The sequence below is a fragment of the Burkholderia sp. PvR073 genome (assembly GCF_054055695.1).
In genome coordinates this window covers 97780-116653 of record NZ_JBSRXO010000015.1, presented here as the reverse complement: position 1 = coordinate 116653, position 18874 = coordinate 97780, and the positions used below count along the sequence as shown (strand labels likewise).

16 protein-coding genes and 1 pseudogene are annotated in these 18874 nt (G+C 65.8%); 5 read left to right on the top strand and 12 right to left on the bottom strand.

Translation table 11 applies throughout. From position 1 onward, the window contains the following. Positions 1-1394 precede the first annotated feature (1394 nt). Positions 1395-2519 (bottom strand): MBL fold metallo-hydrolase, encoded by a 1125-nt coding sequence (locus ACVK00_RS31180; protein WP_228910966.1) that lies wholly within the window; start codon positions 2517-2519, stop codon positions 1395-1397. An 83-nt stretch (positions 2520-2602) separates the two neighbouring features. On the opposite strand from ACVK00_RS31180, the gene ACVK00_RS31175 reads away from it, so the two are divergent. Beyond that, positions 2603-3256, top strand: a complete 654-nt coding sequence (locus tag ACVK00_RS31175) for a TetR/AcrR family transcriptional regulator (protein WP_284901066.1) — start codon at positions 2603-2605, stop codon at positions 3254-3256. Between the two features lie 202 nt (positions 3257-3458). Beyond that, a complete protein-coding gene (locus tag ACVK00_RS31170) occupies positions 3459-3950 on the top strand; it encodes a flavodoxin family protein (RefSeq protein WP_228910407.1) in 492 nt (163 codons plus the stop codon). A gap of 178 nt (positions 3951-4128) precedes the next feature. Here the strand turns inward: ACVK00_RS31170 and ACVK00_RS31165 are convergent, their stop codons facing one another. After that, positions 4129-4713 (bottom strand): DUF2889 domain-containing protein, encoded by a 585-nt coding sequence (locus ACVK00_RS31165; RefSeq protein WP_284901068.1) that lies wholly within the window; start codon positions 4711-4713, stop codon positions 4129-4131. A gap of 672 nt (positions 4714-5385) precedes the next feature. Between ACVK00_RS31165 and ACVK00_RS31160 the strand changes: the two genes are divergently transcribed. Continuing rightward, positions 5386-6045, top strand: a complete 660-nt coding sequence (locus ACVK00_RS31160) for a ProQ/FinO family protein (RefSeq protein WP_228910965.1) — start codon at positions 5386-5388, stop codon at positions 6043-6045. 669 nt (positions 6046-6714) lie between these two features. Beyond that, positions 6715-7776 (top strand): DMT family transporter, encoded by a 1062-nt coding sequence (locus tag ACVK00_RS31155; protein WP_354123374.1) that lies wholly within the window; start codon positions 6715-6717, stop codon positions 7774-7776. Between the two features lie 118 nt (positions 7777-7894). Here ACVK00_RS31155 and ACVK00_RS31150 read toward each other — a convergent pair whose 3' ends face one another. From ACVK00_RS31150 to ACVK00_RS31115, 8 genes are all read right to left on the bottom strand, one after another. After that, positions 7895-8260 carry a bleomycin resistance protein gene (locus tag ACVK00_RS31150; RefSeq protein WP_228910964.1) on the bottom strand — a complete coding sequence of 122 codons (366 nt, stop codon included), beginning with the start codon at positions 8258-8260 and terminating at the stop codon, positions 7895-7897. A 117-nt stretch (positions 8261-8377) separates the two neighbouring features. Continuing rightward, complete coding sequence (locus tag ACVK00_RS31145) at positions 8378-8968, bottom strand: nitrogen fixation protein NifQ (protein ID WP_284901072.1); 591 nt, start codon at positions 8966-8968, stop codon at positions 8378-8380. A gap of 93 nt (positions 8969-9061) precedes the next feature. Then, positions 9062-9487: a TOBE domain-containing protein gene (locus ACVK00_RS31140; protein WP_284901074.1), complete on the bottom strand. Its 426-nt coding sequence runs from the start codon at positions 9485-9487 to the stop codon at positions 9062-9064. Positions 9488-9670: 183 nt separating this feature from the next. Further along, entirely contained in the window at positions 9671-11170 is a 1500-nt protein-coding gene (locus ACVK00_RS31135) for an efflux transporter outer membrane subunit (protein WP_284901075.1), read from the bottom strand. After that, positions 11167-12150: an efflux RND transporter periplasmic adaptor subunit gene (locus ACVK00_RS31130; protein WP_284901076.1), complete on the bottom strand. Its 984-nt coding sequence runs from the start codon at positions 12148-12150 to the stop codon at positions 11167-11169. The genes ACVK00_RS31135 and ACVK00_RS31130 overlap by 4 nt, the downstream gene beginning before the upstream one ends. Positions 12151-12152: 2 nt before the next feature. Beyond that, positions 12153-12365, bottom strand: a complete 213-nt coding sequence (locus ACVK00_RS31125; RefSeq protein ID WP_006755496.1) for a DUF1656 domain-containing protein — start codon at positions 12363-12365, stop codon at positions 12153-12155. A 34-nt stretch (positions 12366-12399) separates the two neighbouring features. Further along, positions 12400-14559 carry an FUSC family protein gene (locus tag ACVK00_RS31120; RefSeq protein ID WP_284901077.1) on the bottom strand — a complete coding sequence of 720 codons (2160 nt, stop codon included), beginning with the start codon at positions 14557-14559 and terminating at the stop codon, positions 12400-12402. Next, entirely contained in the window at positions 14556-15035 is a 480-nt protein-coding gene (locus ACVK00_RS31115; RefSeq protein WP_006755464.1) for a MarR family winged helix-turn-helix transcriptional regulator, read from the bottom strand. The genes ACVK00_RS31120 and ACVK00_RS31115 overlap by 4 nt, the downstream gene beginning before the upstream one ends. A gap of 415 nt (positions 15036-15450) precedes the next feature. On the opposite strand from ACVK00_RS31115, the pseudogene ACVK00_RS31110 reads away from it, so the two are divergent. Then, positions 15451-15690 (top strand): annotated as a pseudogene (locus ACVK00_RS31110) (PLP-dependent aminotransferase family protein); the annotation flags it as partial. A gap of 206 nt (positions 15691-15896) precedes the next feature. On the opposite strand, the gene ACVK00_RS31105 reads toward ACVK00_RS31110, so the two are convergent. Together ACVK00_RS31105 and ACVK00_RS31100 are read right to left on the bottom strand one after the other, a co-directional pair. Beyond that, positions 15897-16829 carry an MBL fold metallo-hydrolase gene (locus ACVK00_RS31105; protein ID WP_284901079.1) on the bottom strand — a complete coding sequence of 311 codons (933 nt, stop codon included), beginning with the start codon at positions 16827-16829 and terminating at the stop codon, positions 15897-15899. Between the two features lie 392 nt (positions 16830-17221). Beyond that, the gene (locus ACVK00_RS31100) at positions 17222-18874 is read right to left on the bottom strand and encodes an AMP-binding protein (protein ID WP_284901082.1); all 1653 of its coding nucleotides are present in this window, start codon (positions 18872-18874) and stop codon (positions 17222-17224) included.

Here is an 18874-nt window from a genome sequence, read left to right as displayed (position 1 = left end):
GCGACTGCGACTGCGACTGCGACTGCGACTGCGACTGCGACTGCGACTGCGACTGCGACTGCGACTGCGACTGCGACTGCGACTGCGACTGCGACTGCGACGGGTGGGTGGGTTGTTACGTGACAACCTCCCCACTGGCGATTGAGGACGGACGTCTTCTGCCCGAGCGCGGCCACGGTAGAGATCGCTACCGTGAAGGAATCTGGGGGAGACGGGAAGCGATGTTGGTCAGTTGGGTCCGGTCGCTGATCGGCGTTCGATGTAGGCGAGCGGTTGTCACGTGACAACCGGTGCGGTTCTATCCGGGAATGACCGGCGTGATAGCGGCGTGGCACGCACTCGGTCTTGGACGAGGCGCGCTATGCGAGCTTGGGCGTATGCGTCTATATTCCGTTCAACTAGTCAGGTCAGCTGACGCCTTCTCCTGGCATCCTTCAATGGCGTGGGCTCTCGGGAGTGCATGCCGGCCCGGATTCTAGGGCCTATGATATGGCCCCAATAAATTGGCCAGTTCAGCATCCACCAAGCAACAACCTTGGGGCAGGGGAGGGGCAGATATTCCGAGCTTGTTGTATCAGCGATTGATTTGATGGAGGCCGACATCGGCATCCTGTCACGTAGCCTCGCGTGACAATTCCTCTTTTGAAGGTAAATTCATATGTCCGGCGACATGAGGCGACGTGGATCCGTGCGTGAAACATTTCGGAAAAACGGGGTGTCTTCGTAAACCCTTGTCTGGCAATGAGTTGCGCCACTTTCTTCATGTTGTTTCACGCAAAATACACGTGATCTACCGGCAAAATGGGGGCGCATGTATTTCCGCGCGGGAGATTGGCTGCGAGCAATGATGGTTGGTGCGAAATCGTATCGTATGATACGTGTTTCGTGGTGAAAAACACGTTCCGCAGAGAAGTTCAATCCGATCGACATACCGGCGACCTGATGCAGCGCGCTGAACAGCCGGAGGGGAAAATTCAGTCGATGTGGTTTCCTCTCGATCGCCAGTTGTCACGTGACAACGAGCGTGCAGGATCTCGAACTGCCGGGATGTCGGGAGAAGCCAAAGCTCGGGGCTGGCTATGTTGACTCTACAGTGCGCGCCAAGGCGGGTCGAGCGACATGTGATTCTGTAGACAGCCTGAGATGATCGACGTGTCTATCGTGGCGCGGCGGGCCAATCCGGAATCTAGAGAATCTGCATCAGGGAGACGAAGCGCGTCGGCATCGTCGGCCGACCGAATAGATCTCGGCCGATGCCGAACGTCTGTTTTTCCGGCCGGCCGATCATCGTCATCGACACTCAATTGAAGAGTCCGCCGCCAAGCCTCGCGCCGTAACGAAAAACCGCCGCCGCAGCGCGACGCTCCAGACCAGAAGCGCCACGGCCAGCAAACCTACTTCGTCGTCTGCGATGCGCATAGCTGCCACCGGCGCGGCTTCGCTGCCGGTGCCTTTTCTGCGTCATCGACGGTTCGCCACCACCGTTCACCGCGATGCGGCTCATTCAGATCGAGCCGCTCGCCCATCCTGGGCGTCGCTAGCTCGACGCCACGCACCATTGCCAGCGCCGTGACGCGCTCGAACGGCTCCTGCCAACGATGCATCGCCAGATCGAACGTGCCGTTGTGAATCGGTATCAGCGTGCGTCCGCGCAGGTCGATGTGCGCCTGCACGGTTTCTTCCGGCTGCATGTGCACGTAGGGCCATTGCGGGTCGTATGCTCCGGTCTCGATCAGCGTCACATCGAAGGGCCCAAGACGTTCGCCGATTGTCCGGAAACCGTTGAAGTAGCCGGTGTCGCCGCTGAAGAACACGCGCAGATCGTCGGCGACGATGACCCAGGACGCCCACAGCGTGCTGTTGCCGTCAAACAGGCTGCGCCCGGAGAAGTGCTGCGCAGGCGTTGCGGTCAGCGTCAGGCCGTCGATGTCGATGCTTTGCCACCAGTCGAGTTGGCGTACCTTCGTCGCGTCGATACCCCATTCGATCAGGCGGTCGCCGACGCCCAGCGTCGTGACGAACACGCCGGTCGTGGCCGCAAGCGCGAGCACGGTGTCGCGGTCGAGGTGATCGTAGTGATCGTGCGACAGGATTACGCCGCGCAACGGCGGGAGATCCTCGAGCGCAATCGGCGGCGCATGGAAGCGCTTGGGGCCGACGCGTCGAAACGGCGATGCACGTTCGGCAAATACCGGATCGGTCAGCCAGAACTCACCGCGCAGCTTCAACAGCAGCGTCGAATGCCCGAGCCGATACAGGCTGCGGTCAGGGGCCGCGTCGAGTTGCTCGCGAGTCAGCGAATCGATCGGCAGTGCCCCTGTCGGAACCGTGTTGCGTGGCTTGTTGACCAGCATGTTCCATGCAATGCCGAGGGTCTTGCCTAAGCCTTCGACGGGCCGCGGCGTGACATTGCTGAAGCGTTCGCCATTGTGCTGCGGCGACTCGTCGGACAGTGTGCGGCCACGCCTGGCGGCGGCGAAACCCAGTACGCGATGAAGAAAAACGAGAGGCGAAGCCATGTCGATCCGTCCGGAAATAAAAGTACACTGAGCAGTGTAGTTTATCCCTGGGAAAAGTAAACTCGGCGGTGTAAAATTTTTGCATGGATACGAGCACTTCCCCCCAGCGCCTGACCGATCGAAAGCGCGCGGCAATTCTCGCCGCGGCGATCGAGGAATTTCGCGCGGCCGGCTACGACGCGACCAGCATGGATCGCATCGCCGCGCGCGCGGACGTGTCGAAGCGTACGGTCTACAACCACTTCCCCGGCAAGGAAGCATTGTTCGCAGCGATCCTGCACCAGCTGTGGGACGCGACGCTGACCGCCGGCGCGCCGGCCTACTGCGCCGACGTGCCGCTGCGTGATCAATTGCTCGCACTGCTGGGCCGCAAATTGCGGCTGTTGAACGACGAAGCTTTTCTCGCGCTCGCTCGCGTCGCGATCGGCGCGGCCATCCACTCGCCGGAACGCGCGCGCGACATGGTCGAACGCATGGGCGAGCGTGAAGAGGACGTGACGGTCTGGATTCGTGCGGCCGCGGCGGCTGGCCGGCTGGCGGCGACCGATCCTGTATTCGCTGCACATCAGCTGCACGGGCTCGTGAAAGCGTTCGCGTTCTGGCCGCAGGTGACGATGGGGCAGCCGCCGCTGGGCGCGCAGGAACAGCAGAAGGTCGCGGAAACGGCCGCCGACATGTTTCTTGCGTACTACGCGCGTCCGGATCACGGCGGTGCGCCAAGTGCAGGACAGGGCTGAACGCGCGTCATGCGACGCGCGAAGTGCAACAGGCGCGTCGACTGACTCGATGTGCGCTGCATCCGCCACCTGAAAGAAAGCGTCATGCGACCAGGGGCGAACGCAGGACCGGGCATACACATCGAGGTCGCATGTTTGAGCCGCATGAACCGTACCGACGCGTGTGGCCGACGCATATGAAACCCAACACGAGCGAACACCGATGAAGACGCTGTTGATCGTCTATCACACGATGACCGGCGGCACGCAGCAGATGGCCGAAGCGGCCGCGGATGCCGCGCGCGAGCAGCCCGGTGTCGACGTCAGGTTGCAGCGTGCGGATGCGACGAGCGCGGACGACGTGCTCGCCGCCGACGCCTATCTGTTCGCGACGCCGGAAAATCTCGCCGCGATGTCCGGGCTGATGAAGGATTTCTTCGATCGCTGCTACTACGCGGCGCTCGATCGCGTGAACGGTCGCCCGTATGCGGCAATGATCTGTGCGGGCAGCGACGGACAGAACGCGCTGCGCCAGATTGACCGGATCGCGACCGGGTGGCGGCTCAGGAATGTGGCGCCAGGCCTGATCGTCTGCACCCATGCGCAGACGCCGGAGCGGATCCTCGCGCCGAAGACGATCGACGCCGAGGATCTCGCGCGCTGCGCGGAGGTCGGCGCGGGTCTTGCTGCGGGGCTCGCGCTTGGCGTGTTCTGATCATCGGCGATCAACCGGGTCGAACCGGTGCCGCAGCCGCACGCAAGGACCGCCGCGCGACGCCTGCCGTGTTGTCTCCAATCGCACCGAGTTCAAGCGACGCGTACTTTTCGCGGGACACGGCGGCCGCGACTCGCATCGCCGTTCGCCGCAGCGGCACCGATCGCGTATCGATGCCCTAGTCACCCTGGGTCGACACGGTCGGCGGATGATATTCGGGCCACAGGCTCTTCACGAGATCGCGCGAAGCGCCATACGCATAGCAGCTGTCGATCTTGAGCGGCTTTCCGTTGTCGTCGCGGTAATTCAGCGACGACGGTCGCACGCCGACCATCGTCTGATAGGCCGCGGTCGCGACCGGACCGAGAATTTCCTTCAGATGGGTGCACGTGTCGCAAGACGGCAGGCGTTTGCGGACCTCGCTGTTCCAGCCGGCGCCGATGCGCAGTCCGACGAGCGCCTGCAGCGTGTCGCCGCCGCCCGGACACTGCGCATAAGGATGCGACCGGATGAACGTGGATACCGCGCGCACGATCATGTCGACGTCGAACACCAGCGTCACGCCGAGGTCGTGAATCGGGGCCAGCGCCGCGAACGTGCGCGTGCCGCCCGGCGGGGTGAAATCGCTCGTCTTGCGGTCCGCGAGACAGGCCGTGACTTCGAACAGGCCGTCGCTGCGGCGATAGCCGCGCATGTCGATCTGCCGATGGTGAATCTCTTCGCGCGTAATGCCGTCGTGCGGGAGGTCGTGTCGGGGATTCATGTAACCGCTCCGTTTCGGACAACCGGGTCTCTTTGCGTTCGACAGCGATGGCGTTGACTGATCGGTGCGTAGTGAAACCACCACAGGCCGCCGACGATGTCGATCCGGCCATACTACGCACTTTCCGGTGCCGCCGTACGATCGACGATCGATGCGTACGCAACTAATTGAATACCGGCAGCGATCGACGCGAACGCCGCCACGCCGCGCGGATCGTACGCGAAAGCCAGGTGTTTCGGACCACGTGAGTCCGCAGGCGCCGGGCGTCTTGGGCGTCCGTACCATCGCTCGCCATTCCGTAGTGTGGAATGACTGGCGCGATGCGTGAGCCCCGAACCGAAACCGAAAGTACCGAAAGCGGCACTACGTAACGCGTGTATCGCTACCGGTTAAAACGCCGCGATAATGCGCAACGTGACCGCGTGGATGCATTGCGCGCCCCTCGGATCCGTCAAATGCGAACCGGTGAGTCAGCCGACAGCCGCGCGTACCGGTATACTTCCACTCCTGCCTTTATCCGGCATCGTGGCCGGGTGCCTGAAAACAGCGGTTGTGGCGATGCGGCCCCGCAATGTTCCGCATCGGTGGCAGAAGCCGCAGGCAATGCGGCAAAACGCCGATGTGCGGAATGGCAGCACGAACCACACCTTATATTCCTGGTGGATTGAATTTATGGGTTTTGAACAACTTGCCGAATTGCGGGCGCAGCTCGCAGCCAAGGCCAAGCAGGAGCGCAACGCGAAGCGACCGGCTGCGCAACCGGACGCCGGCGCGAAGCCGAAGTCCGGCGACCGGCCCGCTCGTGGGGCCAAATCGGGTGCCGGGGCCAAAGCGCCGTCCGGTGCCAAGCCCGCTTCGGCGAAGCCGTCGACCCCGGTCGATCCGGTCATCGTCGCGATCGGCAAACTGCAGCGCCGGTTCCCGCGCGCGTTCCCGAAGAATCCGGCACCGAAGGTGCCGCTGAAGGTCGGCATCTGGGACGACCTCGCCCGCGAGGCGCAGGCCGTCGGCCTGACTGAAGCAGAGCTGCGCGAGGCGATGTCCACGTGGTGCCGCGGCAATCGTTACTGGTCGTGTCTCGTCGAAGACGCGGTGCGGGTCGATCTGCAAGGTAACGAAGCCGGGCGCGTGACGCACGACGACGCGGCGCGTGCGCGCCGGTTGAAGTCGCGTCGTCCGGGCAACAAGGGCGGCGCTCAAGCAGCAAAGGGCGCACCGCAGCAGCCGAAGGCGGAACCGCAGGCCGACGCCGCCGCGCCGCAGCCGGCGACCGCGGAAGCATCAGCCGACGCAGCACCGCAGGCCGAGCAGCAAACGACCGCGAGCGAGTAACGCGCAATGCGTCGCCGCGCGATCGCGCGGTGACGGCCCGCCTGCACCGCGCGTGCAGCGCACACGTGACAGACCGGCCTGTCCCCGCTCGGGGCAGGTCGGGACTGCCTCCGCTGGCGACATCGCCAGTCAGCTAGCCGTCCACCCATCAGCATCGAACTACCAATCAAACCGGCGATGAAAGCGCATCGGCGAACGCAGCTTGCGCAATGCATCGTTCGTGTTGAACGAGCATGGCGACCGGATATCGAAACAAGGACGGTGTGCATCACGAATCCGCTCACGTCGCGTCACAATAGTTCGTTTTCCTAAAGTACGCGGAGCGAGCGCAGATCAAGTGTCCGATTCGCACTCACGCCAATATGTCTCGCGTCAGTCGTTGTCGGGCGCGAAGTACAGCCCTAGTCGCGGGACCGACGTGTGATGTCCGGACGCGCCGCCACCGCAGCGGCCGCCAGCCCATTGGTTGGCGACCCGCGACACAAACGCCGATAATCTCCGCAGCCGGGAACGCCGGGCCGATACACATTGCCGACCACGTATGACGTGACAGGTGCCTGAAAGCCGACGCGAGCTGCCCGGCAATCCCCAAGGAAAACCATCCGCGCCACCGCATCACATGAAGCCTGCCGACGCCCTACGCCCAACGCCTTACGCAAAGATCGCATCATGAACCCGAGACATTCCGCGATTCTCGTCGCGCTCATCGCCGCCGCGCTGTTCGGTGCCGCGACGCCGCTCGCCAAGGCACTGCTCGGCGCAATGTCGCCGTTCATGGTCGCGGGCCTGTTCTATCTCGGCAGCGGGGTCGGTCTCGCCATCGGGATCCTGCTTCGCGGGTTGCGCCGCCGCCGCGCGCCGGCCGGGAATGCCGCACCGCTGCAACGCGCGGACCTGCCGTGGCTTGCCGGCGCGATCGCGGCCGGCGGCGTCGCAGGCCCGGCGCTGTTGATGCTCGGGCTGTCGAGCACGCCGGCCGCGACGAGTGCGCTGCTGCTCAATCTCGAAGGCGTGCTGACGGCCGTCATCGCGTGGGTCGTGTTTCGCGAAAACGTGGATCTCCAGGTGTTTCTCGGCATGGTCGCGATCGTCACCGGCGGCACGCTGCTGTCGTGGGTGCCGGGGCGCGCGGGCGTGCCGGTCGGTGCGCTGCTGATCGCCGCCGCGTGCCTGTGCTGGGCGATCGACAACAACCTGACCCGCAAGGTCGCCGCGAACGATGCGATGGTCATCGCGTGCGTGAAAGGCCTGGTCGCCGGGCCCGTGAATATCGGCATCGCGCTCGCGGCCGGCGCGGCCCTACCCACTATTCCGGCCACGGCTGCCGCGATGCTGACTGGCCTCGGCGGCTACGGGATCAGTCTCGTGTTGTTCGTCGTCGCGCTGCGTCATCTCGGCAGTCCGCGCACGGGCGCGTATTTTTCCGTGGCGCCGCTGTTCGGCGTCGTGCTGTCGCTGCTGATCTGGCCGGCACTGCCGTCCGTCACGTTCTGGATCGCGGCTGCGTTGATGGCGCTCGGCATCTGGCTGCATGTGCGCGAACGGCACGAACACGAACATGCGCACGAGCGGCTCGCGCATACGCACCGGCATCGGCATGACGAACATCATCAGCACACGCACGACTTTCCGTACGATGGCGATGAACCGCACACGCATCCGCACGTGCATCTGCCGATCACGCACAGTCACGCGCATTTCCCGGACATTCACCACCGCCATCGACACTGACCGCGCGCCCCACGGACAAAGACGCGCGCAACGCGTATCGCAAGGTAACCGTTTATGGGGGGCGTTTCTTGCCCGCCGTGCCCCTTCGACACCCATCGATTCAGTCGACCGTAGTGACTCAGTCGTCCGTCTGAATCAGTCGAATCAATGAACCGTCCAGGTCGATCAGCGCGCCGAGGGTACCGCCCCATGGCTCGCGTTTCGGCCGATGCGCACGCGGCCAGCCGGTCGTCTGCTCCGGAATGCCGGCCGCGAGCACCTCATCGAAAAACGCGCCGACGTCGGCGAGCCGGAAACAGCAGCTGAACCAGCTCGTGGCCGGATCGAGGCCGGGATGCGGAAAGAATTCCAGCAGCAGGTCGCCGCGCCTCAGGATCATCCAGTTGTCGTCGCGCCAGGTTTCGACGAAGCCGAGTTTCGCGTAGAACTGCGATGTGGCTTCGAAATCGCGTGACGGCAGATTGGGCGTCGCTAAGTCGGTCAAGGCTGTTCCTCCGGTGGGCGTTGCGATCGAACGAACGCGCGGGAAAGCGCGCCGATGGATTTCGTGCATGATCGGCAAACGCTGCGTATCGACAAGCCACGCAGGGCGACGTCGTGACTATCGTTGCCGGGGAAAGCAGAATCCGAAATCCTCGCGGCCCGGACATCCGGGCGCGGGCCCGGGCGTCAGGCCGAGCGATGCGGCCACTTCCTGCGCGAGAAATTTCTTCCAGCGCAACTGCGCGACATTGCGCGCGGCGAGCGCGGGGAAATAGCGGTCGAGCATCGCCGAAACCGCATTGCGTCCGTCAAGGCCGAGATCGCGCCACAGGTGATCGGGGCGCAGGCACGCATGCGCGATGATTGCCGCGACGCAGTCGGCATCGTCGCGCGCGACGGCGGGATGCGCATCCCGCATCAGCAGCGCGTGCAGCGTCGCGACGAACTGCGCGTGCGCGGCCGGCAGCGCCGCGATGTTTTCGGTCGGCACGAGCGCGGCGGCATCGGTGGAACGCAGGCGCGGAAACTGGCGGGCAAGCAGGCTGCTCAACTGGGCAGGAGACAGGCCGAGCAGCGCGAGTTCGTTGCGGCATGCGCGTGCCGCGACGAGTGCGCCGAACAGACATGCATCCGGGGACGCGGCGTCGGTCGCCGCGGACAGCAGCGATTGCAATACGCGCCGATGCGCGTGCTCGAGCGCGGACGTCATCGTGTGCGCCCGCACGCCGGTCGAGCGTTGCGCGCCGCTTGCAGGTGCGGCGAACGATGGGGCGTCATCGCAATCGGTCAGTCGATCAGGCGATCACTCGACTCCGACGATCACGCTCGACGCCTTGAAGATCGCCGACGCTGGCTTGCCGCTCGCGAGGCCGAGACGATCGACGCTGTCGTTGGTGACGATCGCGACGATTTCCGCGCCACCCGCAGCCTGGATCACGACTTCCGAATTGACTGCACCCTTCGCGATCGACGACACGTTGCCCGCGATGCAGTTGCGGGCAGACACCTTGCTGCTGTCGACGTCGACCATCACGATCACCGACGATGCCTTGACGAGCGCGAACGCCTTCGTGCCGGCCGCGAGATCGAGCGAGGCGACGCTGCCGTGCGTGATCACGGCGACGATGTCGAGGCCGTCCTGGGTACGCAGCGTGATTTCGTCGTTGACGGCACCGGGCTTGACGGCGCTAATCTGGCCGGCGAACTGATTACGGGCACTGCTTCGCATGATGATCCTCCGGAACATGGGCCGCCCGGGGCGGGCGGCGAGCGAATGATGGAAACCGCGGACGAGTTTACCGGCAATGCCGGTGATGCGCGCCGTCGGCATCGACATACCGGACATGCGAGACCGCGCACGGTGATGCGGGACGGCACGCGTGTCACGCACGCCGTCCCGCACCGCGCGCGATTACCTGGTCGGGGCCGACGCAGCAGCCGGCGCACCGGCCGCCGACGTCTGCTGCGACACAGCGGGCGCCGCGTCGCGTTCCCATCCGCCGCCGAGCGCGAGGAACAGCTTCACCTGGTCGGCGGCGACTTGCCCTTCGGCCGCGGCGACCTGCGCGCGCACACTCGTGAGCGTGCGCGTCGCATCGAGATCGGAGATGAACGATTCGCGGCCGGCCATATAGAGCCGGTGCGTTTCGTCAGCGGAATTGCGCGCCGATTCGTAGGCCGTGCGCAGCGCATCGGTGCGTTGCACATCGGCCGCGTAGGTCGCGAGACTCGACTGCGTTTCGCGCAGCGCGTTCAGCACGACGCCGTCGAAGTGCGCGAGTGCGCCGCCGCTCGCGGCTTCGGCTTCGCGCACGCGTGCGCGCTGGCCGTTGACCGGGAACGACCAGCTGATCAGTGGTCCGAACGACCAGCGATTCGTGGTGGACGAGAACAGGTCGGCGGCGACGCCGACCGAGCCGGCCGACGCGCCGATGCTGATCGACGGATACAGCGCGGCGGTCGCGACGCCGATCCGTGCGGTCGCGGCGGCGAGCTGGCGCTCGGCTTCGCGAACGTCGGGGCGGCGTCGCAGCAGCGCGGCGCCGTCGCCGATCGGAATCGGCTGGCGCAGCTTCGGCAGGCGCTCGCATTCGGCGACCGCCTTCGGCAGGTCGGCCGGCGAGCGTGCGAGCAGCGCGGCGAGCTGGTATTGCGCGATCTTGCGGCGACCTTCGAAACGCGGGATGTCGGCGGACAGCGTGCGCACCTGCGTGACGCCACGCGTCACGTCGGTCTGGTTGCCGCGCCCCGCATCGCGCAGCCGCTGTGACAGCTTCACGCGCTGCTGCTGCAGCGCGAGCGACTGCTTCGCGATCGCGAGCTCGTCGCCGGCGGAGCACGATTCGACGTAGGCACGCACGACGTCCGCGACGACCGTGATGCGCGCCAGGTCGGCGGCCGCCTGCACGGCTTCGCTATCCGCGCGCGCGGCCTCGACGCCGCGCCGCAGCTTGCCGAACAGATCGAGCTCATACGACACGCTGATGCCGACCGTGCCTTCGTTGACGACCGGCAGCTTGTTTTCGAGCAGATACTGCTCGGCCGATTCCTGCGCGCGCTGAACGGCTGCTTCCGCGCTGCCGGAGAAGCCGCCCTGTTCGTTTGCGACTTCCAGCGCCGCGCGCGAACGCGCGAGGTTGGCCGCGGCGACGCGCAGGTCGGTGTTCGATTTCAGCGCGCTACGCACGAGCGCGTCGAGCACGGGATCGTCGTACAGCTGCCACCAGTTGCCGGGCACGGCGTTGCGCGAGACGAGCGCGCCGTTCGCGTCGTCGAGCGCATGGTTCGCGAGCGGTGCATTCACGTACGCCTGCTGCGGCAGCGTGTAATCGGGCCCGACGGACTTGCACGCGCCGAGTGCGAGCGCGAGCGGCGCGAGTGCCGCCGCGAGGCGCAGGCCGTGCCGCTTCATTGCGATGCTCCCGTCGCGCTGACGGCCGCGGGTGCGGCTGCCGCGGGCGACGAAGCAGGCGGCACGGCTGCCGTGGAAGCGCCGGCAGCCGGCTTCGCCTTGTCGTCGCGGCGCGTGTCGGCGCGCACCGCGACGGTCGCGGTGCGGCCGGCGATCATCCGGAAGTCGTCGGGCACCTCGTCGAGCACGACCCGCACCGGCACGCGCTGCGCGAGCCGCACCCAGCTGAATGCCGGGTTCACGTTCGGCAGCAGGTTCGCGCCCTGCGTGCGGTCGCGATCCTCGATCGCGGCGACGATGCTCTGCACGTGGCCGCGCAGCGGATGCGGCTCGCCCATCACGACGATGTCGACCGGCTGGCCGATGTGGATGCCGCGCAGCTTGGTTTCCTCGAAGTAGCCGTCGACGCGGAACGAATTGCGGTCGACGACCGACAGCACCGCGCGGCCGGCCGGCACGTATTCGCCGACGCGCGGCGCGCGGTCGTTCAGGTAGCCGTCGACGGGGCTCACGATCGTCGTGCGCTGCAGGTTCAGTTTCGCGGTGTCGAGCGACACCTGCGCATCGGCGACGGCAGCTTCGCCCTGCTCGACACGTGTGCGGCTTTCCTCGACCTGTTCGCTGGCGACCAGGTTGCCGAGCTGCAGGTTGCGCGCGTATTCGCGCTTCGCCTGAGCGAGCGTCGCGCGGCGCTGCGCGAGCGTCGCTTCGGCCAGCTGTTCCGTGAGCGTGTAGCGCGCCTGGTCGATCACGAACAGCACCTGCCCGCGCTTGACCTCCTGGTTGTCGGCGACCTGCACCGCGGTGATGAGTCCCGACACGTCGGGCGCGACCTGGATCACGTCGGCGCGCACGTGCCCGTCGCGTGTCCACGGCGAGAACATGTAGTAGTTGATGATCCGCCACAGCACGAGGGCGGCCACGACGACGACGATCAGGGTGAGCAGGATCTGCCCTGCCGAGAGCCAGGTTTTTTTCACGGTTAGCTAGCCACGAGATGGTGAGACACGATGACGACGGCGGCAAACACGAACACGTAGATGCCGAGGTCGAAGATCGAACGGTGCCAGACGAGGCGGTAAAAGCCGACGCGCTCGAGCAGGGCGCGCACGACGATGTTGATCAGGTAGGCGATCAGCATCAGCACGAGCGGAGCCGGCACGAATACGCCGAAGATGTCGATTTCGCCGATCATGGTCGCGGTCGGAAAGACAGGTTGGAAAGCAGGATCATGCGCGTGCTCCGTCCGGCGCGGCTTGGGGCGGCTGCGCGGACGCACCCGGGTACAGCGACAGCCGCAGGCCGACGAGCGCGTGCAGCGTATCGCGCAGCCGGCGGTGCGTCGCGGGCGTGGCCGGCGCCGCGGGGGCTGCTGGGGCCGCGGGCGTCGTGCCGTCGTCCGCCGGTGCGGCTGCAGCGCCCGGCAGGTTGCGGCCGGCCACGCGCTGCAACGCATCGTCGATCGACGCGAGCAGCGCCGGCGGCGCGGGCTGGCGCACGTTCGCGGCCGCGCAGCGCGTGTAGTGATCGGTGACGCCGGCCAGCACGCGGTCGATCGCGTCGGGCACGTCGCCCGACAGCTTGCGGCGCGAGCGGCGCAGGTCGAGCGCGTTCAGCGCGATGCGCAGGTCGCGGAAGCTCTCGATCGACGGATGGCGGTGATCGTCGGACGCACCGAGGCGCGGCAGCAGTTGCGTGACGCGATCGAGCATGCGCGACGCATGGTTGCGCTGGTCGTCGAGCGGCTGCGTCGATGCGGAGCGGGCGACGTCCTCCCAGCCCGAGCGCAGCAGTCGCCGCACCGCGAGTTCCGCGCCGAACGGCCGCGTCGCCCGCGTCCATACGTATGCGAACAGCAGCCCGGCGACGCCTGCGAGATTGCTGTTCAGGAATACGAAGAAGTCGGCCTCGTACGCGCTCTGGATGCTGATGAAGGTCGCGGTGTTCACCGCGACGAGCATCGTCACCATGTTGAACTGCGGACGCGGCAGCAGCGTGCCGATCAGGATGAACGGGCCGGCGAACATCAGCACGAGCATCGCGAAGTCGTGCACGTGCGGCAGCACGGCGAACAGGTACAGGCCCGCGAACACGACGCTCGCGGTGGTGGCCAGGAAGAACTTGAACACCAGCGGCGCGGGCTCGTCGAGCGCCGCGAAAAAGCTGCACGCGACGGCGACGAGTGTGACGGCGCCGGCGCCGTCGTGCCAGCCGGACTGGATCCACAGCCAGCACGCGAACACGATCGCGCCGACCACGGTCAGCGTCGAGAACAGCATCATCCCGCGATCGAAGAAGCGCTCGGTGCCGCCGAGCCGCCAGTGCCGGTAACGCGGCTGCCAGACACCCGACTCGTTCGCGATCAGCGCGCGCAGCGAGCGGCAGTCTTGCCAGATGTCGATGACCTGGCGCAACCGCCACAGTGCGTTCGACAGCAGCGCGCCGTCCCAGCTCGTCAGCGCACTGTCGGGGGGCTGCAGCGACGCGATGCGCGCGCGCAGGTTGTCCGCGACCGGGTCGTCAGCCGTCGCGCCGTCGGTGCCGGCCTTCAAGGCAGGCAGCGGTGCGTCGAACCACTTTGCGGCGTCGGCGAGCAGCGCGTCGAGCGCGGGAGGGCGCACGTGCAGGTCGCGCATCAGCGCGATCAGCGGATCGGCGAGCGACGACATCAGCGGCAGGAACAGCTGCATCCGGCCCGCGAGCGCCTGCGTGCGGGCGAGCACGTGCGGGTGCGCGTGGTCGTAGCTCAGCTGGCTCAGCAGGAATTCGAGGCCGGTGATGGTCGCGGCGAGGCGCTGCCGGCACGCGGACAGCGCTTTGCCCGCGAGGTGTCCGGACAGCGTCTCGCGGCCGTAGAACGCGGCGTCCTTGAACCACGCGTCGGTGCGCTCGATCAGCGTCGGCGCGAGCCGGTTCGGGAACACGGCGCTGCCGACCACGCTCGCGCACACGATGCCGAGCACGATTTCCTCGGTGCGCGCGATCGCGACGTCGAAGATCGTCGACGGATCGGTCACGGTGGGCAGCGCGACCAGCGGCATCGTGTAGCCGGCGAGCATGAACACGTAGCTGCGCGCGGTGCGGTCGGAGATCGCGAGGTAGAGCAGCGTGCCGCACCACGTCGCGACGATGATGCTGAACAGGAGCGGCGTCTCGACGAACGGCGGCACGAACAGGATCGCGGCGGCCGCGCCGAGCGCGGTGCCGAGCGCGCGATACAGCGCCTTCGAGCGCGTCGCGCCGACGAACGGGTTCGACACGATGTAGACGCTCGCCATCGCCCAGTACGGACGCGGCAGCTGGAAATACAGGCCGAGGTACAGCGCCAGCATCGACGCGGCGAACGTCTTGCCCGAGAACAGCCAGTCGCGAAGGCTCGGATAGGTCATGACGCGGAATCGGCGGGATGGGACGGACGTGACGCCGGGTGCTGCGCATCGGCCGCGCCGAATGCGTTCAGGACGCGCAGCGTCGCTTCGAGATCGGCGCGCGTGACGCCCTTGAGCACCTGCGCGCGCAGCACGCGAAGGTCTTCTTCCATCTTCGCGGTGACCGCGCGGCCGGCGGCCGTCAGCGAAATCGTCTTCGCACGGCGGTCGTGCGGATCCTCGTCGCGGCGTGCGAGGCCGGCCGCGCACAGCTGGTCGAGCAGGCGCACGAGTGACGGCCCCTCGATGCCGACGTGCTCGGCGAGCGTGCCCTGGCGCACGCCTTCACCGAGGCGGCCGGCGATCAGCAGCGGGGTCGCGCAGGCTTCGGACACGTTGTACGCGGTCAGCACGGCGTCGCTCGTGCGGCGCCACTTGCGCGCGGTGAGCACCAGCAGGCTGCTGACAGCGAGGCGAAGGTCGTGCAGATTGGTCATGGGCGAGATGATAGAGGTAATAATATTCGATAGCAAACTATCGGTTTTGTCACCTCGGTGTCATTGCCGCACGCCGCGGCGCCAGCCTGCAACGAGCAATTCAGGCAGCAGGCACGCGGCTGGTCGAGCTGTAAGCTTGTGAATTCGCGGCGGATCGACCCAGACCCTATCGGCCCGACTGTGGCGACCGGCATCGCCGCCGGCGGTTGGTCGATCCGTGTGGGGGTGTCGGGCGTTGTAGGCCCGACGCGCCGCGCGCCCTGGACGGCCGCGCACCGGTCACGCGGAATGAATGGAGCGCATCATGCATTCCGCACCGTCCTGCTTACGCACGCGATTGCACCAGGACAGTAATTTCCGGGTGTCTTTCTGAGCGACCATGCGAAAGCAACGACGGAGACATCGAGAGGGGACGGACCGAGATATCGGCGCGCTGGCACCGGGCGCGCGGCTCGCGCCGCAGCGCGACGTGGCGTCGAGCCTCTGCGTTAGCGTGCAGACCGTCGCCCATGCCTACAAGGAACTTGAAAGGCAGGGCCTGAGCCGTTGCGAAGTCGTGCGCGGCAGCTTCGTGGCCGCGCGCGTGACCGAATCGATGTCGAACGACATGCTCGATACGGCCGAGCGCGAAATGGTCGATTTCTCGATCGCGCGCGAGGAAGCGGGCGGGATCGCCGGTATCGTGAAGGACGCCGTGGACGAGGTCGCGGAACGGAATATTTCGACCGTCGCGTGAGTGCCATGCGGTCCTGATGTGCGCGTTGCTGCGCGAGATGACGCCGTCGCAGGGGAGTGCGGCGGCGCTTTTCTATTGATGGGTGCCGATTCGGGAAACGTCGTCCGTCGTCAGCCGAGCATCAATCAGTAGTCCCACGTAACGGGAACGAAGCGGAAACCTTCGCCGTTCCTTGCAACATGCCCGATGGACGGGAACGCCACATGCGCCGCGGCCAGCAGCGCGCCGGTTTCGGCGGCTTCGTTGAACAGCGCGATACGCACGTCGACCGCTGCTTCCGGATCATGCTCGAAGCCGTTTTGCCAGTCGGGATTGTCGAAGTTGACTTCGAAGACCGCGTCGCCGACGAACGTCAGCTTTTCACCCTTCGACGCGATGTCCACCACGCAGTGTCCCGGCGTGTGTCCGCCCGTCACGCGCGCCGACACGCCCGGCGCGACTTCCACGGTCCGGTCGAACTGCACGATGTTTTCGCCGTAGAGTTCGACGAACTTCGCGGCCGCCTTGCGCAGCGCGGGCGGAACGGTTTCCGGCATCACCGTCTTGCTGAAATCCGGATTCTTCCAGAACGCGACTTCCGCGGCCGATACGTGAATGCGCACGTCCGGGCTCAGCCGGGCCTTGACGCCGTCGGTGTTCAGCCCGCCGACGTGATCCATGTGCATGTGCGTGATCACGATATCGGTGATCGCAGCCAGGTCGATGCCGGCCGATTCCAGACGCATGACCGACCGCCCGGCGCGCGTGAAGTATTCGAAACCGTCGCCCACGCCCGAGTCGATCAGGATCAGGCGCTCGCCGCTGCGCACGAGCGCGATATTCAGCGCCCAGTCGAACATGTCGCGTTGCAGGAAACGGCCGTCGAACCATTCGTTGCGGTCCGCTTCGCTTACGTTGGTGGACATGGTGGAGGTCGGCAGCGGCAGCACGCCGTCGCTGATCAGCACGACATCGACGTCGCCAATGCGCACGGCATAGCGGGAAGAGACGAGTTCGCCCGAATCTTCGTTGCCGAGGCGGCTGGTAACCGGCTGTACGTTGCGGATTGATTTGTTCATGGTCAATCGTCCTGTTGATCAAGTGGGGTAAGCCGCACTGCACAGCGCGGTTCGCGGGCGCGACCGTGAATGTCGCGCACTTCGCTTCGCTCGCATGTCGATCGAGCGTGTGAACGATTGTAAGAAACGGCGACGGATGCCAGTAGCACCGCGTGTGCGCACATCGTGTTGTCCGGGCGACAACAATCGGGCATCGACCGTGCTGTTCACGGGAATGCACATCGCCCGCCGTCCGTTGCCGGGCGGCGGGCGATGTCATCGATGTCTTTGATGCGTCAGGGTGCTTTACCCGGCACGGTGTCCCGCCGCAGCGAGCCGCGCCCGTGTCCACAGGACCAGCCCGCACCGTCGTCCAGTGAGGCACCGCAGGGGCGCCAAGCGGACCAACAGCGCTATCCCGCCAACCTCGTGATCGCTACCTGGCTGCCCGCTTGCTCCCGGAGACGGAACTTCTGGATCTTGCCTGTAGCGGTCTTGGGCAATTCGCCGAAAATCACCCGACGCGGGCATTTGAAATGCGCCAGTCGCTCGCGACAGAACAGGATCACATCCTGCTCGGTGATGTGACAGGCATCCGGTTTCAGTTCGATGAACGCACAAGGCGTCTCGCCCCATTTGTCATCCGGCTGAGCGACCACGGCCGCGTTGAGCACGCCGGACATGCGATAAATGACCTCCTCCACCTCCACGGACGAAATGTTTTCTCCACCCGAGATGATGACGTCCTTGGAGCGGTCGGTGATCTGGATATAGCCGTCGGGATGAACGACCGCAAGATCGCCGGTATGAAACCAGCCGCCGGCGAAAGCTTGTGCCGTTGCGTCGGCATTCTTGAGGTATCCCATCATGACCGTATTCCCCCGGACCAGAACTTCGCCGCAAGACGTGCTATCGGCGGGGACCGGTTCGAGCGTCGCGAGATCGGCGACCGACAAGTTCTCGAACGCGGCCGCGCGTACCCCTTGTCGCGCTTTCAATCTCCCTTGCTGCTCCGACGGCAACGTATCCCACTCGTCGTGCCATGCACAGCTGATCGGCGTGCCGGCGATCTCGGTAATGCCAAAGACGTGGTCGACGTCGAAACCCATCGCGCCGACGGCCTCCAGCACCGCTGCTGGCGCCGGCGAGCCGGCGGTCAGGACCCGCACACGACGAGGTAACGGCTGCCGTTCCGACGGGGGCACGCTCGCGATGCCTGCGAGGACAATCGGTGCCGCACAAAAATGATCGACGCCGTGGTCGGCGATGGCGGAGAGAATATTCGCGGCATTCACCTTGCGCAAACAGACATGCGTTCCCGCCGCTGCCGTAATCGCCCATGTGAAGCACCAGCCATTCGCGTGGAACATGGGAAGCGTCCACAGGTAGATCGGCGCACGCGGGAGCGGCCAGTTCGTCATTTGCAACAGGCTCATCACATAGGTGCCACGGTGGCTCGGAACGACACCTTTCGGATCGCCCGTGGTGCCCGAGGTGTAGTTCAACGCGATCGGCGTCCACTCGTCGACCGGGCGGCGGCCTGCAAATGCCGGGTCCCCGCTCGCCAGCAGCGACTCATAATCGGTTTCCCCGATGGCCGGGCCGTCGGGTGCTTCGTGATCGTTGATGTCGATCACGCGCGGCGGATGCGGAACCGACTGCAATGCTTTCTCGACCAGAGGAGCCAGTTCGCGGTCCACGAGCAGAAGCTTGCATTCTCCGTGGCGCAGAATGAATGCGATGCCGTCGGCATCGAGGCGGCAATTGATGGCATTGAGAACGGCGCCCGAGAGCGGGACGCCGAAGTGGGCCTCAAGCATGGCCGGGGTGTTCGGCGCGATGATCGATACCGTGTCGCCCGGTTCGATTCCCAACCGAACGAGCGCCGACGCGAAGCGATAGCAACGCTCGCGCGTTTCCGCCCACGTCTGCCGGAAGTCGCCATGAATGATCGCGGTTCGATTCGGAAAGACGTCGGCGGTTCGATCGAGAAAGGTCAGGGGCGTCAATGGAACGTGGTTTGCCGCGTTCTTCTCGAGCCCACGAGAATAGGCCGTTGCACTCAT